The 26,757-nt window shown below is 38.4% G+C and carries 20 protein-coding genes and 1 rRNA gene; 13 read left to right on the forward strand and 8 right to left on the reverse strand.

The window, feature by feature from the left end; genetic code table 11:
- Window positions 1-136: 136 nt before the first annotated feature.
- A 5S ribosomal RNA gene (rrf, locus tag ABH966_RS14525) occupies window positions 137-252 on the forward strand.
- A gap of 153 nt (window positions 253-405) precedes the next feature.
- Here rrf and ABH966_RS14530 read toward each other — a convergent pair.
- Window positions 406-1,077, reverse strand: coding sequence for a LytTR family DNA-binding domain-containing protein (locus ABH966_RS14530; RefSeq protein WP_370079527.1), 672 nt, complete (start codon window positions 1,075-1,077; stop codon window positions 406-408).
- Between the two features lie 214 nt (window positions 1,078-1,291).
- On the opposite strand from ABH966_RS14530, the gene aceA reads away from it, so the two are divergent.
- From aceA to ABH966_RS14565, 7 genes are all read left to right on the forward strand, one after another.
- Complete coding sequence (gene aceA / locus ABH966_RS14535) at window positions 1,292-2,575, forward strand: isocitrate lyase (protein ID WP_370079529.1); 1,284 nt, start codon at window positions 1,292-1,294, stop codon at window positions 2,573-2,575.
- A gap of 107 nt (window positions 2,576-2,682) precedes the next feature.
- A complete protein-coding gene (gene aceB / locus ABH966_RS14540; RefSeq protein WP_370079531.1) occupies window positions 2,683-4,281 on the forward strand; it encodes a malate synthase A in 1,599 nt (532 codons plus the stop codon).
- Window positions 4,282-4,752: 471 nt separating this feature from the next.
- Window positions 4,753-5,148 carry a GntR family transcriptional regulator gene (locus ABH966_RS14545; protein WP_370079533.1) on the forward strand — a complete coding sequence of 132 codons (396 nt, stop codon included), beginning with the start codon at window positions 4,753-4,755 and terminating at the stop codon, window positions 5,146-5,148.
- A 3-nt stretch (window positions 5,149-5,151) separates the two neighbouring features.
- Window positions 5,152-6,249 carry a DUF1648 domain-containing protein gene (locus ABH966_RS14550; RefSeq protein WP_370079535.1) on the forward strand — a complete coding sequence of 366 codons (1,098 nt, stop codon included), beginning with the start codon at window positions 5,152-5,154 and terminating at the stop codon, window positions 6,247-6,249.
- Between the two features lie 135 nt (window positions 6,250-6,384).
- On the forward strand, window positions 6,385-7,056 hold the full coding sequence (locus tag ABH966_RS14555; RefSeq protein ID WP_370079536.1) for a response regulator transcription factor: 672 nt from the start codon (window positions 6,385-6,387) through the stop codon (window positions 7,054-7,056).
- Window positions 7,056-8,426: a sensor histidine kinase gene (locus ABH966_RS14560; protein ID WP_370079694.1), complete on the forward strand. Its 1,371-nt coding sequence runs from the start codon at window positions 7,056-7,058 to the stop codon at window positions 8,424-8,426. The genes ABH966_RS14555 and ABH966_RS14560 overlap by 1 nt, the downstream gene beginning before the upstream one ends.
- Before the next feature lie 76 nt (window positions 8,427-8,502).
- The gene (locus ABH966_RS14565; protein WP_370079538.1) at window positions 8,503-8,907 is read left to right on the forward strand and encodes a hypothetical protein; all 405 of its coding nucleotides are present in this window, start codon (window positions 8,503-8,505) and stop codon (window positions 8,905-8,907) included.
- Window positions 8,908-9,298: 391 nt separating this feature from the next.
- Here the strand turns inward: ABH966_RS14565 and ABH966_RS14570 are convergent, their stop codons facing one another.
- A complete protein-coding gene (locus ABH966_RS14570; protein ID WP_370079540.1) occupies window positions 9,299-11,236 on the reverse strand; it encodes an SEL1-like repeat protein in 1,938 nt (645 codons plus the stop codon).
- Window positions 11,237-11,608: 372 nt separating this feature from the next.
- Between ABH966_RS14570 and ABH966_RS14575 the strand changes: the two genes are divergently transcribed.
- From ABH966_RS14575 to ABH966_RS14590, 4 genes are all read left to right on the forward strand, one after another.
- On the forward strand, window positions 11,609-12,319 hold the full coding sequence (locus ABH966_RS14575) for a glycosyltransferase family 2 protein (protein WP_370079542.1): 711 nt from the start codon (window positions 11,609-11,611) through the stop codon (window positions 12,317-12,319).
- A 68-nt stretch (window positions 12,320-12,387) separates the two neighbouring features.
- Complete coding sequence (locus tag ABH966_RS14580; protein WP_004233098.1) at window positions 12,388-12,648, forward strand: metal-sensitive transcriptional regulator; 261 nt, start codon at window positions 12,388-12,390, stop codon at window positions 12,646-12,648.
- Window positions 12,649-12,903: 255 nt separating this feature from the next.
- Window positions 12,904-14,061 (forward strand): transglutaminase domain-containing protein, encoded by a 1,158-nt coding sequence (locus tag ABH966_RS14585; RefSeq protein WP_370079544.1) that lies wholly within the window; start codon window positions 12,904-12,906, stop codon window positions 14,059-14,061.
- Between the two features lie 103 nt (window positions 14,062-14,164).
- On the forward strand, window positions 14,165-15,466 hold the full coding sequence (locus tag ABH966_RS14590) for a transglutaminase domain-containing protein (protein ID WP_370079546.1): 1,302 nt from the start codon (window positions 14,165-14,167) through the stop codon (window positions 15,464-15,466).
- 37 nt (window positions 15,467-15,503) lie between these two features.
- On the opposite strand, the gene ABH966_RS14595 is transcribed toward ABH966_RS14590, so the two are convergent.
- The 6 genes from ABH966_RS14595 to ABH966_RS14620 all read right to left on the reverse strand — a co-directional run bounded on the left by ABH966_RS14595 (window position 15,504) and on the right by ABH966_RS14620 (window position 22,676).
- Window positions 15,504-15,644, reverse strand: a complete 141-nt coding sequence (locus ABH966_RS14595; RefSeq protein ID WP_370079548.1) for a hypothetical protein — start codon at window positions 15,642-15,644, stop codon at window positions 15,504-15,506.
- A 165-nt stretch (window positions 15,645-15,809) separates the two neighbouring features.
- Window positions 15,810-16,757 (reverse strand): N-acetylglucosamine kinase, encoded by a 948-nt coding sequence (locus ABH966_RS14600; protein WP_370079550.1) that lies wholly within the window; start codon window positions 16,755-16,757, stop codon window positions 15,810-15,812.
- Entirely contained in the window at window positions 16,754-18,268 is a 1,515-nt protein-coding gene (gene argH / locus ABH966_RS14605; protein ID WP_370079552.1) for an argininosuccinate lyase, read from the reverse strand. The genes ABH966_RS14600 and argH overlap by 4 nt, the downstream gene beginning before the upstream one ends.
- A gap of 27 nt (window positions 18,269-18,295) precedes the next feature.
- Window positions 18,296-20,017, reverse strand: a complete 1,722-nt coding sequence (locus ABH966_RS14610) for an ABC transporter permease (RefSeq protein ID WP_370079554.1) — start codon at window positions 20,015-20,017, stop codon at window positions 18,296-18,298.
- A 12-nt stretch (window positions 20,018-20,029) separates the two neighbouring features.
- Window positions 20,030-21,100: an ABC transporter ATP-binding protein gene (locus ABH966_RS14615; RefSeq protein ID WP_370079556.1), complete on the reverse strand. Its 1,071-nt coding sequence runs from the start codon at window positions 21,098-21,100 to the stop codon at window positions 20,030-20,032.
- A gap of 484 nt (window positions 21,101-21,584) precedes the next feature.
- Window positions 21,585-22,676 (reverse strand): extracellular solute-binding protein, encoded by a 1,092-nt coding sequence (locus ABH966_RS14620; protein WP_370079558.1) that lies wholly within the window; start codon window positions 22,674-22,676, stop codon window positions 21,585-21,587.
- 1,134 nt (window positions 22,677-23,810) lie between these two features.
- Between ABH966_RS14620 and ABH966_RS14625 the strand changes: the two genes are divergently transcribed.
- On the forward strand, window positions 23,811-26,747 hold the full coding sequence (locus ABH966_RS14625; protein ID WP_370079560.1) for an InlB B-repeat-containing protein: 2,937 nt from the start codon (window positions 23,811-23,813) through the stop codon (window positions 26,745-26,747).
- Window positions 26,748-26,757 lie beyond the last annotated feature (10 nt).

Here is a 26,757-nt window from a genome sequence, read left to right on the forward strand (position 1 = left end):
AGGTAGATAGGTTCGAGGTGGAAGTGTGGTGACACATGGAGCTGACGAATACTAATCGATCGAGGACTTAACCAAAACGTTTGAAACATTCAATGCACCGTTTATCCAGTTTTGAAAGAATAATTTCTTTCATATGTCTAGTGATGATGGCAAAGAGGTCACACCCGTTCCCATACCGAACACGGAAGTTAAGCTCTTTAGCGCCAATGGTAGTTGGGGGCTTCCCCCTGTGAGAGTAGGACGTCGCTAGGCAATCTAAAGTCTGAGAATTTATTCTCAGACTTTTTTATTTTTTAGGCTGTCTTATACAACAAATGTATAAGACAGCCTTTTATTTTCAATCAACAAATCTTTTCTGTGCGAAAGCGAAGCGACAGCCACAACAACAATTACGCAAGGCAAAATCTAAAATTCAAGGGCGATTCGAAGATTATTTAAATAAGATTGGCTAACGGGTAATTCACTGCCATCCTTTAAAGTGACAATAAAATTAGAAGTAAGATCACGAGCCATTTTTTTTATGAAATGAATATTAACAATATAAGACCTGTGAATGCGAATAAAAGATGACGGTAGACGCATTTGAAGTTCTTTAAGAGTAATACTTGTTTTAAATTGTTCCCCCTCCACATAAAACCACGTTTTTTTCTGCAGGCTTTCAATATGAGAGATTTTTTCAATTGCAACAGGATTCCATTCCTCTTCTTGCTTTCCAGTTAAAAATTGAAAGGGCTCCAATTTCTTTTCGGTAAAGGTTGAAGGTAATACTACAACAAGTGCTGCAGGCACATCTAATATGTTTATAGGATAACCTATCCCATAATACGGTGTTTCGAATAAGGAATTATCTAAAACGGCATCTGTTCGTTTCCCCGTGCGTAGTACTTGCTCGGCAATGCTACCAGACTGTACTTGTTGACCAATTTCTAAGTTAATGTTTTGATGTCCAGAATGAAAATAGATATAGGAGTTTTCAGCAGCAATTGCAATGGATGAATTGGCTGGAACCCAGTCTTTTAACATTGAAATAAACTGTTGTGAAATATCTTTTGGCAAAGAATTAAGCTCATTGTTCATTGTGAATATCCCCCTTGTTTGTAAACAGTTTACCAAATTTCGTCGCCAAAAAAAGCAGTTTCATCATTAAAATTTGGTATTTTATCTAAAAATAATGAAAATTCAGATGTGCTGTTATATATTAATTTATAACAAATAAACCTGTTATGGAACAGCGGATTAAAAGTTTTTTAACAGAGTATATTGTATACAAAGGGGAAGGTGGAATTTCAATATGTCAACACGTCAAGAAAAAATCCAAGCATTAGAAAAACAATGGGCAGAGAACCCTCGTTGGGCTGGTATTGAACGCGCATATTCAGCTGAAGAGGTTATTAAGCTACAGGGCTCTGTTGTACTTGAACAAACTTTAGCAACTAAAGGTGCGGCTCGACTTTGGAACTCTTTACACGAAGAACCATTCATTAATGCATTAGGTGCATTGACTGGTAATCAAGCTGTACAGCAAGTAAAAGCAGGATTAAAAGCAATCTACTTATCGGGCTGGCAAGTAGCTGCTGATGCTAACCTTTCTGGTCAAATGTACCCTGACCAATCCTTATATCCAGCAAACTCTGTTCCTGCAGTAGTTAAGCGTATTAACCAAGCTTTACAACGTGCAGACCAAATCGATCATGCTGAAGGACGTGTAGATCAATTTGATTGGTTCGCTCCAATCGTAGCAGATGCTGAGGCTGGTTTCGGGGGTCCTCTAAACGTATTTGAGCTTGTAAAAGGAATGATTGAAGCTGGAGCTGCTGGTGTTCACTTAGAAGACCAATTAGCTTCTGAGAAAAAGTGTGGTCACTTAGGTGGGAAAGTGTTACTTCCAACACAAAATGCTGTTCGTAACTTAATTGCTGCTCGTCTTGCAACAGATGTAATGGGTGTTGATACAATTTTAATCGCTCGTACAGATGCTGATGCTGCTGATATGGTAACATCTGATATCGATCCACGTGATGCTGAGTTTATTACTGGTGAACGTACTCCAGAAGGCTTCTTCCGTACAAAACCAGGCATTAAACAAGCGATTGCTCGTGGTTTAGCTTACGCGCCATATGCAGATTTGATTTGGTGTGAAACTTCTAAACCATCACTTGAGGAAGCTCGTGAATTTGCGGCAGCTATTCATGCTAAATTCCCAGGTAAATTGCTAGCATACAACTGCTCACCTTCTTTCAACTGGAAAGCAAATCTATCAGAAGAAGAAATCGCAGAATACCAACGCGAGCTAGGTAAATTAGGATATAAATTCCAATTCGTAACATTAGCTGGTTTCCACGCATTAAACCACTCTATGTTTGAGCTTGCACATGATTATAAAGATAATGGTATGGCCGCATACTCTAAGCTACAACAAGCAGAGTTTGCATCAGAATCAAAAGGCTACACAGCTACACGTCACCAACGTGAAGTAGGTACTGGTTACTTTGATGATGTATCTCAAGTTATCTCTGGTGGTACTTCTTCTACAACAGCAATGGCTGGTTCTACAGAAACAGAACAATTCGTTTAAGTTTCATAAAGTACGCGTATTCCTAAATTCATAATCATAGATTAGTCTCCTCCGCTCCTCCTAAAGCGGGGGGACTACTTAAATTCGCAAAGATGGGGGAATAACTGATGGAACAAGCAACAACAGGTAAGCTTAAAATTGTTGGGGAACAAAACGAGCAAACAAAAGAAATTTTAACACCAGAAGCCCTTGAGTTTGTTCTTGCCCTGCACGAGAAATTTGATGCTCGTCGAAAAGAGCTGTTAGAGGCCCGTCAAGAACGCCAAAAGCTTCTTGATGCAGGTGAGAAACTCGACTTCTTACCAGACACGAAGCATATCCGTGAGGGAGATTGGACAATTGCACCACTTCCAGCAGATTTGCAAGACCGTCGTGTAGAAATTACAGGACCTGTTGACCGTAAAATGGTTATTAATGCATTAAACTCTGGTGCAAGAATGTTTATGGCTTGCTTTGAGGATGCATCTGCTCCGACATGGGAAAACATGATTGGCGGTCAAATTAATATGCGTGATGCTATTAATAAGACAATTGAATTTACACAAGCATCAAATGGTAAAACGTATAAATTAAACGAAAACACAGCTGTGTTATTAGTTCGTCCACGTGGTCTTCATTTACTTGAAAAGCATGTACTAGTGGATGGCGAACCGATCTCTGGTAGTTTCTTTGATTTCGGTCTGTATTTATTCCACAATGCTAAAAATGCTTTGGCACAAGGTACAGGACCTTATTTCTACTTACCGAAGCTTGAAAGCCATTTGGAGGCACGCTTATGGAATGATGTCTTTGTGTTTGCACAAGATTATATCGGAATTCCACAAGGGACAATTAAGGCTACTGTATTAATCGAAACAATTTTAGCAGCATTTGAAATGGATGAAATTTTATATGAATTACGTGAACATTCAGCTGGTCTGAATTGTGGACGCTGGGATTACATTTTCAGCTATATCAAACGTCTGCGCAATCAACCTGATGTAATTTTACCGGACCGTGGGCAAGTGACAATGACTGTACCATTCATGAAGGCATATACGTCTTTATGTATTCAAACATGTCATAAACGAAATGCTCCTGCGATGGGCGGTATGGCGGCACAAATCCCTGTTAAAGGGGATGACGACGCGAATGCTGTAGCTTTTGCAAAGGTTGCAGAAGATAAACGTCGCGAGGCAACAGATGGCCACGATGGTACTTGGGTAGCGCACCCGGGTATGGTTGCAACGGCTATGGAACAGTTTGATGCGATTATGACGACACCAAACCAAATCCATAAAAAGCGTGAGGATGTAAATGTTACAGCAGAAGATCTAGTAGCTGTTCCAAAAGGTACAATTACACTTGAAGGTCTTCGTATTAACTGTAGTGTAGGCGTTCAGTACATTGCTTCTTGGCTACGAGGCAACGGAGCTGCACCTATTAACAACTTAATGGAGGATGCTGCAACTGCAGAAATCTCTCGTACACAAGTATGGCAATGGATTCGCCATCCAAAAGGTGTCTTGGATGATGGCCGTGGCATTACATTGGCATTTGTACTAGCAACCTTGGAGGAAGAGCTTGTGAAAATTAAAGAGGCTGTTGGGGAACAAGCCTATAACAGTGGCCGCTATGAAGAAGCTGCTGAGCTGTTTAAATCTTTAATTGAACAAGACGAATTTGCGGAATTCTTGACGCTTCCAGGTTACGAGAAATTAGCTTAATCACGTAATTACGCCTCGGCATAATTGATTTGAGATACGAATCTACTAAACGAACATATCCAACTTTCCTAAATTGTTGTGGACTGAACTCGAATGGAGTCCACCTTTTTCCACTAATGTAACGGGCGGGGTCTGTTCCCCCGTTCCTTACTGAAAAATGAACACGGTTACAAAAAAGGGGTCTATTAATAAAAAGAGATTTAAAGGGGTGAAGGATGTCTTACGAGCTTAGATGGGGAGCTTGTAAGGCATTTTTTTATCTTCTAAAAAATGTTCCTGGGCCGACACCGGTAGTTGATGAAATTTATATTGCATAAGCAATAGTTACGAAATAGCTATAGTTGAAAGGGGATGTCTCAAATTAATGATGAGACATCTCCTTTTTTCGATTGTTCAATTGGTCTCCTTCATTATGCATAAAGAATGATTATTTGTTATATTAGCTATATAACAATTATGGAGATGATAGTAATGTTTATTCAAATAGAGCCACAATCTGATGTACCAATCTATGAACAGGTAACACGGCAAATTATTGAAGGTATTGCAAGAGGAGAAATGAAGCCAGGAGATACTCTACCATCTGTACGTAGTTTAGCGGCTGATTTGGGCGTAAATATGCATACGGTTAATAAAAGCTATCATGAGCTAGAGGAAAAGGGGATCATTACTATTAGAGCTAAATCAGGTGCTATTATTCGTTCAACAGAAGAACGAGCGTTAACTCCTGAACAATTACAACAAATTGAAAAAAACTTAAAGCCTGTTGTGGTAGAAGGAATGGTGCTCGGGGCAACAGCTGAACAAATCGAGCACATGATGAAAAAGGTATTTTCTGATTTGCAAATACCTGCAGAAGGGGTGTAGTACATGCTACTTAGCGTTTTTTCAACCGTCTACATCATAACATTAGTTCTACAAGTATTTGTTCCATATATAGTACGTGAGACAATCATTTTTGGCGTTACTGTACCTGAACAAAATGTAAAACATCCCGCATTACGTAATATGAAAAAGCATTATGCTCAATTCGTTGGAATATCTGGTGTCATGTTATTAATGATGATGATTGTTAGCTATTATTACTTTGCTCAATCTGAGTTCATGCAAAGTATTTTACTGCTAGGGTGCTTATTTGCAATGCTTGCAATCAGTATGACATTTTATTGGATAAACCATCAAAAAGTTTTAAAGCTTAAAAAGGAAGAGCAATGGGGCTTAAATATAAAACAAGTTCGTGCAGTTGACTTAACGGCACGTAGTCGTGATGAAATGCTTCCGTGGCCATTTTATGTAATCCCTTTTGGTGTTACGGTGTTTCTAATTATCTTTACATTCCGCCATTATGACCAAATACCAGATCACATTGCTGTACATTGGGGACCTAGCGGTGAAGCGGATTCTTGGAGAAGCAAAACATATTTTACTGCGGTTTCACTACCGCTTGTTATGCTGATGATACAATGTATGATGTGGGGAACTGTAGATTCTATAAAGCGTTCAGCAATCAAGTTAGCTGTTAATCGTAAGGAAGAATCATTGGAAGATCAGTTAAAAAGCCGAAAGTTTATGAGTTGGAGCATTATGTTATTAAGCTATGCCTTTACAGTATTATTTACAGTATTACAGCTAAGCAACATCTATCCTTCAGTGACTACAGGAAGAAGTCTACTACCGGTATTTATTTTGTTCTTATTGCTTGTTCTTGGCTCAGCCCTTGTTTACGCATGGAAAAAACGCCGGCTGAGGGTGAACTATGGAGACAATGTCGTTTCGGAAGTAATGGATGTTGATGAGGATCGCTATTGGAAGGGCGGATTAATTTATGTGAATCGTCAAGATCCTTCCGTTTTTGTAGAGAAACGCTTTGGGGTCGGTTGGACGATGAATTTTGCAAATCCACGTGGTTATATCGTAATTGGTTTGCCGTTACTTATACTGCTGTTGATTTCTTTCTTTTCGTTATAATATAAATGAAAGTTGTTATAGAAAAAATTCGCTACACTTCGGCATGGACAGCAAGGAACCCAAAGCTTGCAGATCGTCCGCGGAATGAAGCGGATTTTTTGTTACAGGAAACAAGTTGGATGGAGGTTGACCTGAATGAAAATTCTCGTTGTAGATGATGATGTACATATTTTACAGCTAGTGAATATTTATCTGACAAGAGAGGGCTATCAGGTGATACAGGCGGAAAACGGACAACAGGCTCTTAAACTACTTGAAGGAAACTTACCTGATTTGGCTGTTGTAGATGTTATGATGCCGGGAATGGATGGTTTTACATTAACCGAGATATTGAGCCAGGAGTACGATATCCCCGTATTGTTATTAACAGCAAAAGGCGAGCTAGAGGACAAGGAACGAGGGTTTTTGGCAGGCTCAGACGACTATGTTGTAAAGCCTTTTGAACCTAAAGAATTGCTGTTTCGCATAGCCGCGATATTGCGTAGACTCGATAAGAAAAATCAGGTAACCATCCAGGTGGGTAGAATCGTTATTGATCGTCGAAGTTTTGAGGTTGTCATTGGGGAAGATACACTTGTTCTACCTTTAAAGGAATTTGAACTTTTAGCATTACTAGCATCTCGTCCAAATCAGGTGTTTACACGTAGCTTTATTATGGAGCAGGTGTGGGGCTATGATTACGATGGAGATGAGCAGACTTTAAATACGCATGTGAAGCGGATTCGTGAGCGTCTTTATCGTTATAAATCAGGTGTTGAGATTACAACAGTGCGTGGTGTTGGATATAAGGTTGAGGTTATTGCATGATAAAAACGTTATATAGTAGATTTGTTGTCACGACGATGCTCGTTATGATCGGCAGCTTATGTATCGGCTTTTTAGCGACAAATACGTATTATCATCAAGTTGTGAAGGAAAAAAACGATGCTAAAAATGTGAAAATTGCGCAGGATATTGCGAAATATATTGAGTCTTCAAAGCCTAACGATTTAGATAATTATTTAACGACTCTTGGTAAAATAGGTTATCAAATTTATGTAACAACTGATGGCGAAGGGCATTTCTTCGGCGGTGAGTATCGTGATAAAACATTACCATCTAATACAGTCAAGCGTGTTTTAAACGGGGAAATTTATCATGGTATGCGTGACTTTCCAAAAGAGACTTTTGTGACAGGCTTTTTTGCGAATGAGTTAATTAATACGATAGGTGTGCCATTTACTTATGAAAATAAGCAGTATGCACTGTTCATTAGACCTGACATACGCTTGTTGTTCTCTGAAGTGCATACGATACTTGGTGGACTTATGCTTACGATGACAGTACTTAGTCTATTGGCAATGCTACTTTTTGCTAAGGCTCTAATCCGCCCAATTACACAACTAACAGAGGCAACACATCAGCTTGCACATGAAAAATTCGATACGCTACTGGAGATAGATCGAGCAGATGAGATTGGACAATTAGCAGTTAGCTTTAATGTTATGACCGAAAAATTACAGGAAAATGATCGAATACGTAAAGAGTTTATAAGTAATGTATCCCATGATTTTCAGTCGCCATTGTTGAATATTCAAGGCTATGTAGATTTACTAAAGAATCCTTTGCTGACCGACAAGGAAAGACAGGAATATACAACGATTATTGAGTTAGAAACGAAGCGTATGTCGACATTAACGAAGCAATTACTTTTACTTACATCACTCGATCAATCTACAAGGTTGTTAAAGCGTGAACCTTATCGTTTAGATGAGCAATTAAAGGAAACCGTAAGAAAATATCGCTGGCAGCTTGAAGACGCTAATGTACAATTATCGTATCAGCTTGAACCAGTAACATATGGTGGCGATGCAGGGCTATTACAAAATGTGTGGGATAATTTATTGACGAATGCCATTAAATACAATGTTGAAGGTGGAGAAATTCATATTCACTTACAAGAATCCTCAACCTCAGTTGAAGTGCTTATTGAGGATAGCGGCATAGGAATGACTGCCGAGCAACTACAAAAGGTATTTGATCGCTTTTATCGAGTAGATGCGTCCAGAACAAAGCAAGGTACTGGTCTTGGACTAGCCATCGTGAAGCAAATTGCTGAGTTACATGGAGGAACGGTTCATATAGAAAGTGTTATGAATTCCGGCACAAAGGTACGTGTTCACTTACCAAAATTGTAATGAGGAGTTCATGTAAAGTTCATGTTCACGAGATAAACTGCTGACTAAGTTGAAAAAGCTTAGGAGGGGTTATCGTATGGAACAAAAATGGAGTATGCGCCTTATTCGTCTTGCTGCGATTTTTGCCTTATTGGGAACGTATCTAGGCTCACATATGTCTGGTTCAGGTAGTTATGAATATAGACCGATACATGCACATATTTTGCTCGTAGGTTGGTTAAGTATGTTTGCATGGGGGATTTTCTATCGTGCCTTTAAAGTGAAATCAAAAAAATTAGTAACAGCTCATGGTTGGACTGCAATTCTCGGTGTTTTTGGCTTAACACTAGGAATGTGGTTCTACAATTTGAATCCATTTAATTTTAGCAGAACGTTTACAATGATTTTCTTTATAGTAGGTGGAACAACACTATTAATTAGCTTTGCTTTATTCATCGTTGTAACATTTATGGTAAATCAAAAAGAAGAAATGAAAATCTAAAAAACATACCGTGTCACTGTCTTTAATGAGGTGACACGGTATTTTTTATGAAGAACAGTTTTGTGTGTGAATCTTTTTTTTACTCTTTGAAAGGTGAATTTCGATAAAATTCAGAAGTTGGTTGATAAAACATGAAAGTTTATCGATAAAACTAAAAGTTGGATGACATTCTGTTAAAACGTATGTCATGTGGATAGGTTGATTGGAGCGAGCCCATAGGGGAACGAAGGCTAAAACCATCACGTCCTGTGATAACGCCTTCGTGACCAACCTCGTGCTGCTGACGCTTCGTTAGCACTACGCTTTCGCGCAAAAAACACCCTGTTGCCCTACGCGGCTCATCTGACGCCTCGAAGAAAGCGCCTAACCCCACGTTATGCTTATAATCCCTTTATTTTATATTTTCAAGAGACTTCTTAAGCCATTTTGTTGCCTCAGTATAATCCTGTGCAACACCGTGTCCTTTTTTGTAAAGCATACCAAGCTGGAATTGTGCTTTTTGATGCCCTTGATTGGCAGCCAGTCGATACAGCTGGGCGGCCTTCGCAAAATCCTTTGGTACCCCTTGCCCATGACTGTGCATTTGAGCTAATTGATATTGTGCTTTGGCATGTCCCTTAATGGCAGCTTGTTCAATCCATTTTGCAGCCTCAGTATAATCCTGTTCGACACCTTTGCCCTTATCAAATAAATTACCAAGTTGATATTGAGCACCTGAATGTCCTTGGATGGCTGCTAGTCGATAGCAGCGTCGTGCCTCTTCTAAGTCCTGTTCGATCCCCAATCCATGCTCATATAATAACCCCAATTGATATTCAGACTGAATATGGGACTGATCAGTAGCGGCCCTCCACCATTTTACTGCTTCATCATAATTCAATTCAGCTTCATATAATAATCCGAGCTCGTACTGAGCATCAGCATAACCCTTTTCAGCAGCAACTTTGAAGTAAGAGAGAGCCTTCTCTGGTTGCTGGAGGTGGTATACATAAATACGTCCAAGCTCAAAGCCAGCACTTATATGTCCGTTGTTAGCGGCTAACTGCAACCATTTTTCAGCTAAAGTTATATCGTTTTCTTTAACATAGAGCACACCGAGACAGCATTGGGCATTCAAGTGTCCTTTATGTGCTGCGAGCTTAAACCATTTTATAGCCTCTAGATGATCTTGAGGAATACCTTGTCCAGTGTTATATAGCATAGCCAATTGAAATTCTGCATTTGTATGGTCTTGAAGTGCAGCTAAATGGAACCATTGCGCAGCTTCTTCAAAATTTTGCGAGATGCCTCGACCTTTAAGGTACATATAACCAAGATTATACTGAGCACTTGCATCTCCAGCCAATGCAGCCATTTCAAAATAGGTTATAGCTTCCTCATAGCTTTGCTCGACACCAGTTCCATTGTGATAAAGGAACCCAAGATTATTTTGAGCGCTTGTATTCCCTTGATTGGCTGCTAGCATGTACCATTTTGCTGCCTCGGCAAAGTTTAGTGGCATACCGAGTCCTTGATTGTATAGGACCCCTAGATTGTACTGTGCATCTGCATTTTCTAAATCTGCAGCAACTTTATAATAATGAGCGGCTTCCTCATAATTTTGTACAACACCGTGACCTAAATGATAGAGCACGCCTAAGCTATAAAGCGCGTTTGCATCCTTTTGCTCAGCAGCGCGTTCATACCACATTTTTGCAACTGCATAATCTTTCTTAACGCCACGCCCTTGATTATAAAGAGCGCCTAAATTATATTGAGCACTTGCATTCCCTTGTTTTGCGGCAAGCTCAAACCAGTCTGCTGCGGTTTTATAGGCCTCGGTTGATTGGTCATCTTGAAGTAGCGTATTTATATCAAAAGCTGAAGTTATATCTTCAAAGCTGGAGCCTTGGCGCATTAACTTTGCCTTTAAGGTACGGTCATAGCGATCGATAAACCATTCTACAATATCACTTATATAATCAAGAACAATTTTTGCTGCCTTAGCCTCCACAACTTCACTTCTATTACTAGAAGTCATTTTGCTTACAAGATTCATTAATAAATAAATGCGACGTGGATGGATTTTTGCAACAAAGCTACGATTATTGAGTAATGATCGAATATTTTTTAGCTTCGGTTCGGTATGCATTTCCAGCTTATAAAGTTCATATAGAATTTCCTCTAGTACAAGGAGTGATTTTTGAAGAGATATAGCTGGCTTTGCAATGGCGAGCGAGCTAGCATCCTGTAAATTATTAGCCAATTTAACCAAGTATAAAGCTTTTAATTTTGTACATTGATCTTGGAGAATTTCATATTGTATGACGATAGAACTCACCACTTTCATAACATTATTCTTTTTCTACTCATCACGAAATCTGGATGTTTAATTTGTTAAAACGTATACCGTGTATATTAGTTGATTGAAGTGGAGACTGGGCGCCCCCAGGAAGCTTTGCTCTGTGCGAAAGCGAAGCGACAGCAACAACAAATGTTTTCTGTAGCGAAAGCAACGCGTCAGCTACAAAGCGCCCAGTCGGAACGGAAATCAACCATACGCTACGAAGATATCCTCTTTTTTCATATATCGGGAAAATACCGTTATTGTTGAATTGTCCTCGATACATGATACTATTTGTTATAAGGAGATTCGTTGAAATTCAGTAACGATTACTAGTGAGTGCATATGTCAAAGTTTCATGTTATCCGGGGGATAGAAATGATGAAAAATATTGCAGTAATTATACCAGCCTATAATCCACAACAGTCACTTATAACCTATGTCCATCAATTATTAGCCACCACCATTAACCAAGTTATTATTGTCAATGATGGCAGCGATCAAAAATATGCAGATGTATTTGAAGCGTTACAAAAGATTGACTGCTGTCGAGTACTAGAACATGGCAATAATATTGGTAAGGGAGGCGCACTGAAAACAGCCTTTATCTATGTAATGGAGCAAAGGGGGATGTTTCAAGGTGTTATTACAGTAGGTGCTCATGGCCAACATACGTTACAAGATGTAAAGCTAGTTTTAACAATGACAAAGGTATTTTCTGAAGGAATTGTGTTAGGAGTACGTAACTTCCATTCTTCGGACAGCACGTTTTTATCATATTGGGGTAATCGAACAACAAGTTTGTTTTTTGAAATCCTTTATCATAGAAAACTAATGGATACACAAACAGGTTTACGGTTTATTTCTATAAAGGAGCTACCATGGCTAATAAAAGTAAAAGGTGAACGATATGACTACGACACAAATATGTTAGTTGCTGCACTTAAAAGAAAATGTCCAATTTTTGAAGTAGAGATAGGTCAGCTACGAATAAAGAAAAATACAGTTATACAGTATGATGAAATAACAAATGCAGGATCAATTATTTCTAAAATGCTTATGAATTATTTAAAACCAAGGAAAAAATAGTTACAGTTAGGATAAAGAATAATAATTACTCAAGAACGTAGCGAGTATAGAAAGAAGGAGCTATGATGATGGAATATTCAGATCAAGTGAAAAATCGTGTGAAACGGATGGAAGGTCAGCTACGTGGAATTTTAAAAATGATGGAAGAAGAAAAGGACTGTAAGGCAGTCATTACTCAATTATCGGCAGTACGCTCAGCAGTAGATCGTACAGTTGGTGTTATTGTTAGTACGAATCTTTTAGAATGTGTACAAAATGCTGAAGGTGATGGCGAGAAAATGAATGAAGCTATTCAAGAAGCAGTCAATTTAGTAGTGAAAAGTCGTTAAATAAAGAGAAGCCTACCCTATAAAAAAAGATCATTAATATATAGAAAACTCACTTAAAAACAAGTGAGTTTTTATTTTTTTACAAAAATATAGTTTAATTCGATACTTATATTTTATTTTAGGGAATTTATACCTATGATTCGTGTGTTATGTATACAGTTGAAAGTCACGGATAGTGAACTTGTCCGATAGATTTATAGTTCCTTTATCTGTTATTCTGATTACAAGAATATAACAAATGGAAGGTGATTTATTGTGAAGAAATGGTTGATAAGCGGAGCAGCATTACTGATGTTAAGTCCAACAGCAGCCTATGCTCAAAATGCAGACGCTCGCTCAGTAAATACTTCCTCTGTGTTTGCTTATAATGTAGTAGCTGATACAAAAGTAACAACTTGGGATCAATTCACAACAGAAATCGTAAAGCAATTAAATAATTTCGCTCCCGAAATTAAAATTACATATAGTGGATCAATGACTGATTTCAAAAAGAATTTTATGGAGTCCTTTGAAAAAGCACAGGAGCAAGCAGTCTATGCGAGTGGTCATATGGAAAGTACTGCTATTTCTGCAGACTCAACGGGCAATGTGACATTTAAAGTGAAGTATTTGACTAACCAAACACAAGAAGCGGCCGTACAAAAAAAGGTAGATCAAATATTAAAAACGATTATTAAGCCTTCAATGAAAACAGAATTCGAAAAAGTAAAAGCGATTAATGATTATATTGTGTCAAATACAGCATATGGTACTAAAACAAAGGCTAGTCCCCATAGTGCTTATGCATTGTTAATGGAAGGACAAGCTGTATGTCAGGGCTACGCGTTAACAACTTATAAAATGTTAGAACAAGCTGGGTTCGATGTAAAATATGTTGTGGGTACTGTTAATGGTAACGAGGCACATGCATGGAATTTAGTGAAGGTTGATGGTAAATGGTATCATTTAGATACAACATGGAATGATCCATTACCAAATCGTTTCGGTGCTTCTTCGTACGATTATTTTTTAGTAACGGATGCACAGCTTAAGAAAGATCATAAATGGATAGCATCAAATTATCCTGCTGCAACAAGTACGAATTATAGCTATATGCAAAATGTTCATTTTGCATATCAGGTTAATAATACACTGTACTTTAGCAATACGGCAGACAAAGATAAATTGTATACGCTTGATTTAGCAAGCGGTAAGAAAACAAAGGTCATTGATAGACGTGCCTTGTATATTACAGGAGCAGATAACATTTTATATTTCAGTGATTACAGTAACAGTGGCTACTTAACAAAATTAAATCTTAAAACATTAAAAACTGAGGTGCTCGTGAAGCAAGCAGTTTCTGATTTAAGAATTAATGATAATTATTTAGTTTATAATGTTAATGGCAAAGAACAGAAGTTTAAAATAAAATAAACTTCAAATACTTATCTATTAATAAAATGAAAGCACAAAAGGACTTCCAAGTGAGTCCTTTGTGCTTTTTTTGTATATAATGAAAACAGGATAACGTTTGGAGGTGAGGATTTTGTGGAAAAAATTAGCCATTATCGTAATTTTAATTATTTTTATTGACCCTATTTATACGGCTGGTAAAGCAGTTGTGCAACAAGTAATAACTTGGTCAAATAATGATGAAATAGAAACGATGCTTCTTTCAACAAAGGACAAAATCATAGATGTTACTGCTAAACTTTCAGAGAATGCCTCCATTGAAACGGCCACACCTATAGAAGAAAAGCCAGAAGAAGGAGCCGTTACAGCGCCTGTAGCCAAAAAACCTGAAGCAAAGTTAGTTGTAACAAATGCAAAGGAAATGGCTGATGCGATGTATGCGTACTATAGTAGTTTTTCACCTACGTTTGAGATTCAATATAAAGGCGATACACAAAGAATTGAACAGCTAGTGGAAGAAGCCTATGAAAATGCTATAAAACGAGATGATTATGTATATGGACATATTAGTAAACATTCAATTCGTTTTGAATATGGAAGAAAAACAGCCAAAATCTTTGGAGAGCAAAGCTATTTAATGACACCAGAACAGGCAGCATTCGTTGAAATGAATGTGCAAGAGATTGTAGCCTCTATCAATGAGAAATCGTTAAGTGAAGTAGAGAAGGTTAGGGCGGTCAATGATTATATCGTCGCCAATACCGCCTATACGGATCAAACGAATTCAAGTCCACACAGCGCTTATACAGTGCTTGCAGAACATGGCGGCGTTTGTCAGGGCTATGCATTGCTCGCTCATTCGATGTTACAAAAGCTAGGTATAGAAACAAAATATATCGTAGGCTATGTCGGACAGGAGGGACATGCTTGGAATTTAGTAAAGCTGGATGGTCAATGGTATCACCTCGATACAACATGGAATGACCCGGTGCCTGATCGTAAAGGGGCGGTTCGCTATCAATACTTTTTAGTGGATGATCGAACGATGGCAAAGGATCATACGTGGATTGCTAACGACTACCCGAAAGCAACGAGTACGACGTATAACTACTTTCACAATGTAGATTTCGCTGCACAAGTAGGGCAACAAATATTTTATAGTAATGTTGCTGATGATAATAAATTGTATGTCCTTGATTTAAAAACAGGTAAATCGAAACGCGTCTCTAATTCGCGTGCACAGTACCTCGTTTATGCAGATGGCTGGCTATATTTTAGTAATTATTCACACGGAGCGTATTTAACGAAGATTCGTCCAGATGGAAGCGGAGAACAAATGTTAAATAGGGAAGAAACGAAAGATTTATTTGTGAAGGACAGCTATTTATATTTCACGACAAATGAACTGAAAAAAATGGCACTTTAATGTTAGAACGAAAAAGATGTGAATGACATGCCAGAAGTTACATTTTATGTGGAGTGGTTGATTGGAGTGGAGGTTGGGCGACTCCTTGGGGATCAGTAATAGAGGAACGAAGGCTAAAATTATCACGTCCTGTGATAACGCCTTCGTGACCAACATCGTGTTGGCCCAAGCGGCTCATCGGACGCCCCTAGGAAGCTTTGCTCTGTGCGAAAGCGAAGCGTCAGCAACAAAGCGCCCAGTCGGAACGGAAATCAACCCCTCGTTTTACAGAAGAGTCATACTTTATTTAAATAGACACCTTAATTGAATAATAGTTTTTCAACAACATGAAGAGCCTATGACATTACAAACTGTCATAGGCCATTTTTGTTCGCTCTATAAGATAAAGGATAGGCTGATGCTGACATAGAGAAATCTCAATTTGTGGATACATCGATTTCATTTCATATGAAAAAGTTTTGAAAATTAATGGATTATGCTTAATGGCACCACCATTACAATAAAGGTTGAATGTATCGCCCTTATAGTCAATTTTTTTCAACACAGCGCATGCAAGGAGTACTAATTCTTGAGCACCACGCTTTGATATTTGAATGGCACATGAATCCTTTTTAGTCACGGCAGCTTGCAAAAATGCACCCATTTTTGCAAGCTGCGCGTTCGTGTAGGATGGTCGGAATAACCATGAAGCTAGCTCTGTAACATCTTGGATTCGTAAGTAATCATAGACAGGACTTTTTAATAGGGTCGGCTCACCACGCCCGTCTTCCATGTGGAAAATGGCGCGTATAACCTCTTGTCCTAACCAATAGCCACTGCCTTCATCTCCTGCACGATGCCCCCAACCACCTGCACGTACTATTTGTGTACCATCAAATGCGTACGCAATGGCTCCTGTTCCAGCAATGAGTAATGCGCCTGCCTGTCCAGCAGTAACACCAAGTAAAGTGGCTTGTGCATCATTTTCTATAATAAGCGTATCTATCTTTAACTGTAATGTAGATAGTGCACTATGAACGATTGCTGATACGGTTTCATGATCTTTGGGAGAATCAATCCCAGCCATTGCAAAGGTAGCAACAGCAATATTTGAATCATCATGCTGTTGTAAAAAGTCCTGCACATTTGCTAATAATGCTTGCAATATTTCTGTAGTAGATGCAGCACCGATTGCTTGATAATTCGAGCCACTTGTTGATGTTGTATATTTTATTTCACCAGACTCGGCATGTACGAGCGCACATGCCGTTTTTGTAGCACCACCGTCAATTATAAGTAGCCATTCCATCATTGATTCCATTCCTCGATTATTACTGTTAATTGTTTTTCTGCCTCAATAATCATAGACTCTTTCAAACTAACCCACTCTTTAAGGTTATGAGAATTTGCCTTGGAGCGTTCAAGAGATTCTTTCATCGTTACGGGCGCTGGACCACCAAATAATGTACGTACACCGACGAAAGTTTCTGGTTTTAATGTGCTATAAAAATCTTCCTCGGAAATTTTTAATGGTTTACCAGTAATTAATTTAGATTGTGTATTGGCAAGACCCCATGTAAGGCTTGCTAGAGATTCCTCCCCATGAGAGAGCAATACTTTAATACATTTACTAACAATACTATGTGCTTGGCGGAAGGAAATCCCTTCAGTGCGCACAAACGTATCGGCGAGCTCTGTCACATTGGCAAAGCTGTTTTCTGCTCGATTTCTTAGTTTTTTCTTGTTTACATCCATCGTGACAACAAGTGAACCAAATAGTTTGTAAATACCTATTAAACGGTCGATGGCGCGCCATAAATAAGGTTGCATATCATCCTCTGTGTCTACGATATCTCCAAAAGGTGTATTATGTACCATTTGTAATACTGTACTAGCATCACCAACAACTGCTGATAGCAATGAACGTGTATGCTCGATCGAAACAGGATTGCGCTTTTGTGGCATGATAGAGCTAACTTGCACGTACGGGCTTGCTAGCGTAAATGCATTGAATTCCTGTGTAGCCCATAGTAAGAAATCTTGGGATGTGCGGCCAAGATTAAGTGCCGCAAGTTGCACGATACTCGCTGCCTCTGCAATATAATCGGCACCAGCAACAGCATCCCACGCATTTTCGATAATATCATCGAATGCCAATAACTCACGCATGCGCTCTCGATTAATATTGAAGCCTGTTGTCGTTAATGCCGCAGCCCCCATACTACTACGATTCACCGTTTTATAGACATGTTGTAAACGTTCAAAGTCTCGTTCAAGTTGATCGATGACAGCTTTCAAATAATGCGCAAAGGTTGTTGGCTGTGCCTGCTGCGTATGTGTATAGCCAATCATAATCGTATCAACGTGCTCCTCAGCAGCTGCGATTAAATCATCCCGTAATGTCAGTAATTCTTGCATAAGCAACAACAATTTTTTTCTTAAAGTCATGCGATAGATGGCAATGCCCATATCATTACGACTTCTACCAATGTGAAGATTCCCTGCAACATCACCAGCAAGCTCTATTAATTTATTTTCGATGCGGAAAAACAAGTCCTCATATCGCGGGCTGTAATCCTCTATACGATAATAGTTCAAGTCTAGTTTTTTTAAAGCAGTACCAATTTCTTTAGCCTCTTCTTTTTTGACTAGACCCTGTTCTTCTAACATTTTTAAGTGTGCAATATTGATTTGCAACATAATTGTTAAAAAATTTTTCTTAGCTTCATCGTAAGCTGGTTGCAAGACAATTTTACGATAAATATTAGAAGGAAAGATCATCCCATCTTCTCGCTGGGTCTTGTTGCGGAAATCTTCAAACATAGTTATTGCCTCCTAGTAGATTGGCAGTTATATGGCCGAACCAGCACTGCCTTTAGATAACTTCTCGGAAATAATAAGTACAATTAAAATTAAACAAATTTGTAAGACACCATATGCACAAGCAGTTCCAAATTTAAAAGAATACAATTTTTGGAATATCGCCACTGATAATGGGATCGTTGACGTACTGTAAAGAAGAATAGACGCTACGAATTCGCCAAAGCTTTGAACAAGTGCTAGTAATGTACCTGCCAAAATGCCCGTAAATGTAAGTGGTAATACAATACGTCTAAATGAATACCACCATGTTGCACCTAAACTTCGGGATGCTTCTTCGATAGATTGATCTAATTGCACAAGTGATGCCGATGTTGATCGGAAAACAAGAGGTAAATGTCTAATAAAATAAGCTAACGGCAAAATCCAGAACGTCCCGATAAGAACCTGATTAAAGGAGAAGATATTTTCCGTACTAAAGGCTGCGATCAAATTGACAGCTACAACCGTACCTGGCAATGCCCAAGGAACCATGATTAAAATATCGAGTAATGTTTTACCTTTAAAATTTAACCGTACCATAGCATAGGCTGCCGCAACACCGAAAATGATATTGCCGATTGTGGCAACAATCCCCATTCGAACAGAATTCCAAATCGGTCGCCACGTCCGTTCATCTGTAAAAAGAGCGTGATAATGATCCAATGTATAGTCTGTTGGGAGAATTTGCGTTTTCCATGCACCATCAACGGAAAATGAAATTAATATAAGCACTAAAATCGGCAAAATTAAAATTAATGTACCTATGAAAGACGCAATAGTCGCCATAACTTTCATACGTCTTGAAGACACTTCAGATCGATGAACACTAATACCCTTGCTGAGATTTTGGTAATTTCGGCGGTTTTGATACCAGCGCATAATAATTAAAAAGGTAATGGACACAAAGGATAAAATCATAGATTGTGTCGCTGCCATATCTAAATTCCCATTCGTACGTGATAAATAGATTTGCATGGTCATCGTGCGTTCAACACCGAACATTAAAGGTGCAGTGTAGGATGCCATAGAAATCATAAATACGAGTAAGGATGAGGCAACAATCGAGGGTGTTAACATGGGCAGAATAACTTTTATCCATACTCGAACACGCCCGGCACCTAAGCTTGTTGCGGCTTCTTCTAAAGCTGGATCAAGACCTTTTATAGCTGCTGAGGCGGTTAAGTAGAAGTAAGTGTACATCGTGAATGTATGTACTATGATAACCCCCCATATGCCTTTTAATGAAAATGGAACTTGCTCTAAACCGAAAAGGTGCTGAAACGCACGTGGGAAAATACCACTCTCACCATACAAAAATGTAAAGGACAGCACACCTACTAACGGCGGAAGAGCCATGGGTACCAATACTAAAACAGAGAGTATTCGTCTGCCTGGGAAATCATAGCGTTCCAATAAAAATGCCATAGCTACACCGACGATTGCACAGCAAATAACACTGATAACGGATATATAAATACTAGTCCACAATGCCTCTATATTTGCTGGGCTAGCTATACTAAAGAAATTTTTATAATTAGATAGTGCATCATCACCAGAAAAGCTTTCTGTAAAAGTTTGATAGAACGGGTATACTACATAGGCAAACAACACTAAAAATAAAGGTGCAACTAAAATATAGACAAACCAATTTGACCTAGTTAGTCGTGTCCATGCATTTCCTTCAGAAGGATTGAGGTGTGTTTTTTCCATGTTGTTACCCTCCTATTCTCCCAAAAAATACAGTGAATCTTGGGCTATATTTAAGGTGATGTCTTCGCCAATCTTTTTTAAGTGACCGTTCATATTGATAATCATTACTTTTAGTGAAAAATCTAGACATTCTACAATATAGTTCACACTAATTCCTGTAAATTCAACAAAAGTGATTTTACCTGTTAATGTGTTTTCACCAGTACCTTGATTAATAGATTCAGGACGAATAGAAATAAACACTTTGTCTCCAATCATATGCGTTAAAGTGGGGGAGCTTTGTTGCTTTCGCCCAGTCAAAACAAGTCCACTTGCTGTTTTTACTTGTACATCGTCACCATTAACAGCATCAATTATCGCCTCAATTAAGTTTGTCTCACCAATAAAATCTGCGACGAAGCGGTTAGAAGGTCGATTATAAATTTCTTGCGGAGTACCGACTTGTCTGACGTTCCCATTTTCCATGACCATTATCCGATCTGACATGGACATAGCTTCCATTTGATCATGCGTAACATAGATGGTTGTAACACCGAGCTCGGATTGAATACGTTTTATTTCAACGCGCGTTTCTTCGCGTAATTTAGCATCTAAATTCGACAATGGCTCGTCTAACAATAAAATATCGGGCTCTATCACAAGTGCTCTTGCCAATGCAACCCGTTGCTGCTGCCCACCAGATAATTCATTAATTTTCCGATTACCATATTGCGATAAATGAACGAGCCCTCTAATACGGTCAACCTTTTGTTTGATCTCCGACTTCGAAAATTTTCGTACTTGTAAGCCAAAGGCAATATTTTCATCTACCGTCATATGTGGAAAGAGGGCATAATTTTGAAACACCATACCGATGTTCCGCTTATTAGGTTGAAGCCTTGTCACATCAAAATCATCAAAAAGAATTTTCCCTTCGCTTGGGTAATAAAAGCCGGCTATCATCCTTAATGTAGTCGTTTTTCCACAACCACTTGGGCCGAGGAAGGTGAAAAATTCACCAGCTTTAATATGAAGATCTAAATCTTTTACGCCATGAATGTGACCGAACTTCTTAGAGACATTTTTTATTTTGACACTTTTCAACTGAAATGCTCCTTTCCCGTTAGAAAATTAGTTACATGAAGCCTCGAGCAAAAATATACTCGAGGCTTAAAGATATGAACAATATTCATAGATGTCTTATGATATTAAAAGGCTCATCACCATAACGTGGGGTTGATTTCCGTTCCGATTGGGCGCTTTGTTGCTGACGCTTCGCTTTCGCACAGATAAAACATTTGCCGCTGACGCTTCGCTTTCGCGCAGAGCAGAGCTTCCTGGGGGCGTCCGATGAGCCGCTTCGCTTCGCTGCAGGGTCTCGGGCCAACACGATGTTGGTCACGAAGGCGTTATCACAGGATGTGATGGTTTTAGCCTTCGTTCCTCTATCGCTGATCCCCAAGGAGTCGCCCAGTCTCCACTCCAATCAACTTATATGCATGACATACGTTTTAAGAATATCATTCCTGATTTTTTGTGAGTAACCTGTTAGCAACATAGGACAGGTTCACAACTTTTTAATTCTCGATCACTTTTTTCCGCGCCCTTTAATATTATTATCCCAATGCTCCATCCATTCAGCTTCTTTATCAGTCATGAGTTTCCAGTCTATATCAAACGTTTTTAAGTCTAATTCTTTATACCACTCAGGCATTGCAGCTTTATCGATATCGGAGCGAGTAGGAATTTGATAGTAATCGTTTGCTAGCTGAGTGACCATTCCTTTTTCAAATAAGAACTCTACGAAGAGCTTTGCATTTTCTAAGTTTTTGGCATTATTGACAACAGCAACACCATCAACTAAAATCGGTGCACCACTTTGCGGATAAATATAATCAAACGGATAATCAGTCGTATATTTCTTTAATAAAATATCTTGTAAATTCCATAAAGAAATACTGCCTTCTTGTCGTGTCATCTTTAAATAAAGTGCATTTGGATCTTGTGTATATTCCTTCGTGTTGGCATCTAATTTTAATAACCAATCGTAGCCCTTCTCAGGCGAATCTGCACCTTGACGTAAAATCATAGATGAATAAATAGTACGCATCGTCCCAGATGCTAACACACCACGAATTAAAATTTTATCTTTCCACTTTGGATCTAATAAATCATCCCAATCTTGTGGACCTGTTTCTTTCGTTAATACATCCTTGTTAATCATAATGACTTCTGGCAGTAACATTTCACCAAACCAACGACCATCTTGATCTTTATAAGCCGCATCAATGGAGTCGTTAAAGCTAGGCTTCCAAGCTTGAAGCAAACCTTCATTGGCGCCTACAGTTAGTGCAGATTGCGTACCGCCCCACCAAAAATCAGCTTGAGGATTTGCTTTTTCACCACGTAGGCGTTCTAAAATTTGCTGTGCGCCCATCGTTAAAAATTCCACTTCAATGTCCGGATACTTTTCATTAAACTGATCGATTACCTTTTGCACCATCTCTTCATCGCGCCCTGTATAAATAACAAGCTTTCCAGATGGCGTAGCCGCTACATCGGTCTTTTCAGAACTGGACGTTTTGTCGCTATCTTTTGTAGCAGTCTTGTCACTACTACAAGCAGCTAAGACGATAACCATCAGCACAAGTAAAAAACCGAAGATACGTGTTTTCTGCATAATCTTCCCCCTCCCTATAGTGAAAAACTTACATACTATCAGTATAATACTAAAACCCAACATTAATGTTAGAATAATTAAAAAATTATAATTAGATTCATCATAACTATGTAAATACTAGATAGCAATAGTGCTTCACTAAAGTTGGAAACTCTTTAAAGTAGCGGAGAGTTTCAAGTTTAAGAGTTTTGAGGATAGATTATTACGAAAGTGAACAAATGTTGATTTTGGGGATTTTGAAAGGAATCCCTAAATCATGATTCTAGGCAAACAGATTAGTTCGGTTGTGGTCCGCTCTCTATCAAGTAGAGAATGGGAATTCTCAAAAATGTTTAAAGCAGCTTAAGCCCGGTATTTTAGTGGGTTTAAGCCGTTTAATCGTTCTTAAATAAATAGATTTTATCTGTCTATTGATCGTCAGATTGGATGTGAATTTGAAACTCTTATTACTACAAAATTGAAATTATCACGTTTTGTTTAAAAACCAACAAATATTGATTTTGTCTTGTAGTAGGTGGAGAAAAGTCCTTTCTTTATGAGGTAATTCCTAGTGAACATCACCTGATTCAATCTCAAAAATAAGGTTGAACATAATTATCATAATGATGCAAATAAGTAGTTTATCAAAATATGTTCAAAAGTAAGCAAAGATTGATTTGCATTTTTTTCAGTAGATTTTAATTTTAATGAGCAAAATCTTAAATCTTTAAGATTTAAGATAGAAGGATGTTTTTTTTGTTTTTAAAAATGGAATAATTTTTCAAAAAAGTGTTGAAAAATGGTTCGTGATGATTCGACTGTTGCAAGAATACAGGAGTGGTACCATCACTAACTCTGGGGTATGTCATTGCACAAGATTCAATTCGCACTAGGTAATTGCAAGCGACGAAAAGTAAAAAAATACTTAAAAGAGGGAAAATATGTTTAAAGAGGTTCGGTTAGAGGTATAGATTAAGTGTAAAAAGTAAATAATCTTGTATTTGTGATAATAGTATTGATGTTTCTAAGTATTTCTTTTTCATTCATCTAATACGAAAACGCAAGCTGATCAGAGCAAGAGGAAGTTAACTTTTTTGTATGTTGACCCTGATTTAGAAGTGATACCAGAGTTTAGTTTTGAAAGGAGATTACTAAATGAAAAAAGCCTTTTTAGTATTAGTTTCCACGCTTTTAGTGTTTTCTCAATTGTCATTGGGCAGCCTATCTGTTTATGCGATAAGCAATGCGGAGAATGATATTGTAACGCCGAATGATGAAGATGAAAGCGAAGCATTAAACAACGAAGATGAAACTGTAACATCAAATAATGAAGTCGATCATATAGCCCCAATTGAAAATGAAAAAGGGAACGGAGCACCAAGTGATAATGATGAAAATGAAACACTAGGTAATAATGAAGAAAATGGCAAAGCACCAAACAATGAAGATGAAGTCTCAGCAATAAATGAAAATGAAGATGAGTTCATAACGCGAAGTATGTTCAATGGTGTTGTCATTACGGGCTATAAGGGTTCTTCAAAGGATATCGTTATCCCTGATGAAATCAATGGTAAACCAGTTTTAGAAATAGGATACAGAGCATTTGCTAATAAACGACTCACAAATGTAGAAATGCCATCAAGTGTGACAACGATAGGAATCGGTGCATTTGCTGATAATCAATTAACAAGTGTAGAAATACCTTCAAGCGTAGCAACGATAGGAGATCGTGCATTTGCTGATGATCAATTAACAAGTGTAGAAATACCATCAGGCGTGACAACGATAGGAGAGAGAGCATTTGCTGATAATCAATTAACAAGTGTAGAAATACCATCAAGCGTGACAACAATAGGAATCGGTGCATTTTCTAAAAATCAATTAACAAGTATAGAAATCCCCTCAAGAGTGAAAAAGATAGAACCATTTGCATTTACTGATAATCAATTAACAAGTATAAAAATCCCCACAAGCGTGACAACGATTGAAATCGGTGCATTTTCTGAAAATCAATTAACAAAAATAGAACTACCCCCAAGTGTGACGACGATAGGAAACAGTGCATTTTCTGAAAATCGATTAACAAGTATAGAACTATCCTCAGGCTTAGAAACGATAGGAGAGCGAGCATTTTTTAGTAATCAATTAACAAATATAGAGATCCCCACAAGCGTAAAAACGATAGAAAACTATGCATTTGCTTATAATCAGATGACAAGTGTAGAAATCCCCGCAAGTGTGACCACAATAGAATCGGAAGCATTTAGTTATAATCAATTAGATTTTATAACCTTTCATGGAGTACATGAATTCCAATGGGCTACAACTCCTTTTAAATTTCAATTTAAGAGTGGGAAATCCTTTTTGGGATGGTTTGAAGATGAAGATTATACGATAAACTGGAGTGATACTGTATCCAAACCAATGACTGTTTACGCTAAGTGGAGTCCTCTTGCTGTCATGTTTGATACCGATGGCGGAAACGAAGTTCCATCCCAAACAGTAGAACATGGTGAATTAGTGAAAATACCATCCTCTCCAGTAAAAGCGGGATACACATTTGAAGGCTGGTATAAGGATAAAGGGCTGATAGAAGCATGGAATTTCGATCAGGATGTAGTGAAAAAAGATATCACGCTATACGCTAAATGGTCGAAAGAAAGCTTCATCGTTACTTTTGATGCCAATGGCGGAAGTGAAGTTCCATCCCAATCTGTAGAATATGGTGAATTTATAAAAGCACTATCTAATCCAGTAAAAGCAGGATACACATTTGAAGGTTGGTATAAAGATAAGGAACTGACAGAAGTATGGAATTTCGATCAAGATGTAGTGAAAAAAGATATCACACTACATGCTAAATGGTCGAAAGCAAGTTACATTGTTACATTTGATTCCAATGGAGGAAGCGAAGTTTCTTCACAAAAAGTGGGATATAACGAATTAGTAAAAGTACCAGCTGCTCAGAAGAAGAAAGGTTATACATTCGACGGCTGGCACAAAGATAAAGAATTGACAGTACCATGGGATATTGCAAAAGACGTAGTGACCCAAAATGTTACGTTATATGCGAAATGGATAAAGGATAACACAGCAGGTGGAGGATCTGGCTGGACGCATCTAAATACTGTCACTTTTGACTCCAATGGTGGGAGTGAAGTACAGCCACAAACAGTTGGATTTAATGACCTAGTGAAGGCTCCAACTACTCTAATGAAGGATGGCTATCAATTTACTGGCTGGTATAAGGATGCAGAGCTTAAAAATGTATGGGACTTTGCGAAAGATAAAGTAACATCAGACATAACGTTGTATGCGAAATGGACAAAGGATAATGTGTCAGAAGGTAGTTTTATCGTTACTTTTGATTCAAACGGAGGTAGTAAAATCCCGTCACAAACAGTGGCGTATAAAGCTTTAGTGAAGGCTGCTTCTAAACCAACGAAGGAAGGCCACATATTTATCGGCTGGTATAAAAATAAAGACTTCACAAAGGCATGGGATTTTGCGAAAGATGTAGTCACAGCAGACATAACGTTATATGCTCGATGGATGAAAGAGAGTAGTGGCTGTGATATTACTTTCAATGATATTTCCACGAACTGGGCACAAGATATGATTAAAGAAGTTGCCAAGCGATGCATTATTAAAGGTTATCCAGATGGCACTTTCCGACCAAACGATCTGGCTCAACGTCAGCATGTGGTGCTTATGATTGACCGTGCGTTACAACCAACACCAATTCGAGAGGCTGTATCATTTTCGGATGTACCTAAAAACCATGTATATTATGAACAAATTACACGACTGCAACGAGCAGGTATCGTGGATGGTACAAACGGAACTTTCCGCCCAGATGCATATATAACACGTGCCCAAATGGCAAAAATGATGGTGATTGCATTTGGCTTAACGCCAGAGGGCAATAGTACGTTCAAGGATGTCGATCCATCACACTGGGCGAGTGGATACATTGCTACACTAGCGGACCATAACATTGCACTAGGCGATGAGAACGGTAATTTTAGACCGGATGAAAACTTAACACGCGCACAATTTACAGCGTTTATGTACCGAGCGCTTGGTTTATAAAAGAAATAAG

The sequence above is a fragment of the Lysinibacillus sp. RC46 genome, from assembly GCF_041262385.1.
Lineage (GTDB): Bacteria > Bacillota > Bacilli > Bacillales_A > Planococcaceae > Lysinibacillus.

Excerpts from the sequence above, each read along its gene's own strand:
- ABH966_RS14530 (WP_370079527.1), bottom strand. The coding sequence starts at position 1,077 with ATGAACAATGAGCTTAATTCTTTGCCAAAAGATATTTCACAACAGTTT.
- aceA (WP_370079529.1), top strand. The coding sequence starts at position 1,292 with ATGTCAACACGTCAAGAAAAAATCCAAGCATTAGAAAAACAATGGGCA.
- aceB (WP_370079531.1), top strand. The coding sequence starts at position 2,683 with ATGGAACAAGCAACAACAGGTAAGCTTAAAATTGTTGGGGAACAAAAC.
- ABH966_RS14545 (WP_370079533.1), top strand. The coding sequence starts at position 4,753 with ATGTTTATTCAAATAGAGCCACAATCTGATGTACCAATCTATGAACAG.
- ABH966_RS14550 (WP_370079535.1), top strand. The coding sequence starts at position 5,152 with ATGCTACTTAGCGTTTTTTCAACCGTCTACATCATAACATTAGTTCTA.
- ABH966_RS14555 (WP_370079536.1), top strand. The coding sequence starts at position 6,385 with ATGAAAATTCTCGTTGTAGATGATGATGTACATATTTTACAGCTAGTG.
- ABH966_RS14565 (WP_370079538.1), top strand. The coding sequence starts at position 8,503 with ATGGAACAAAAATGGAGTATGCGCCTTATTCGTCTTGCTGCGATTTTT.
- ABH966_RS14570 (WP_370079540.1), bottom strand. The coding sequence starts at position 11,236 with ATGAAAGTGGTGAGTTCTATCGTCATACAATATGAAATTCTCCAAGAT.
- ABH966_RS14575 (WP_370079542.1), top strand. The coding sequence starts at position 11,609 with ATGATGAAAAATATTGCAGTAATTATACCAGCCTATAATCCACAACAG.
- ABH966_RS14580 (WP_004233098.1), top strand. The coding sequence starts at position 12,388 with ATGGAATATTCAGATCAAGTGAAAAATCGTGTGAAACGGATGGAAGGT.
- ABH966_RS14595 (WP_370079548.1), bottom strand. The coding sequence starts at position 15,644 with ATGAGCCGCTTGGGCCAACACGATGTTGGTCACGAAGGCGTTATCACA.
- ABH966_RS14600 (WP_370079550.1), bottom strand. The coding sequence starts at position 16,757 with ATGATGGAATGGCTACTTATAATTGACGGTGGTGCTACAAAAACGGCA.
- argH (WP_370079552.1), bottom strand. The coding sequence starts at position 18,268 with ATGTTTGAAGATTTCCGCAACAAGACCCAGCGAGAAGATGGGATGATC.
- ABH966_RS14610 (WP_370079554.1), bottom strand. The coding sequence starts at position 20,017 with ATGGAAAAAACACACCTCAATCCTTCTGAAGGAAATGCATGGACACGA.
- ABH966_RS14620 (WP_370079558.1), bottom strand. The coding sequence starts at position 22,676 with ATGCAGAAAACACGTATCTTCGGTTTTTTACTTGTGCTGATGGTTATC.
- ABH966_RS14625 (WP_370079560.1), top strand. The coding sequence starts at position 23,811 with ATGAAAAAAGCCTTTTTAGTATTAGTTTCCACGCTTTTAGTGTTTTCT.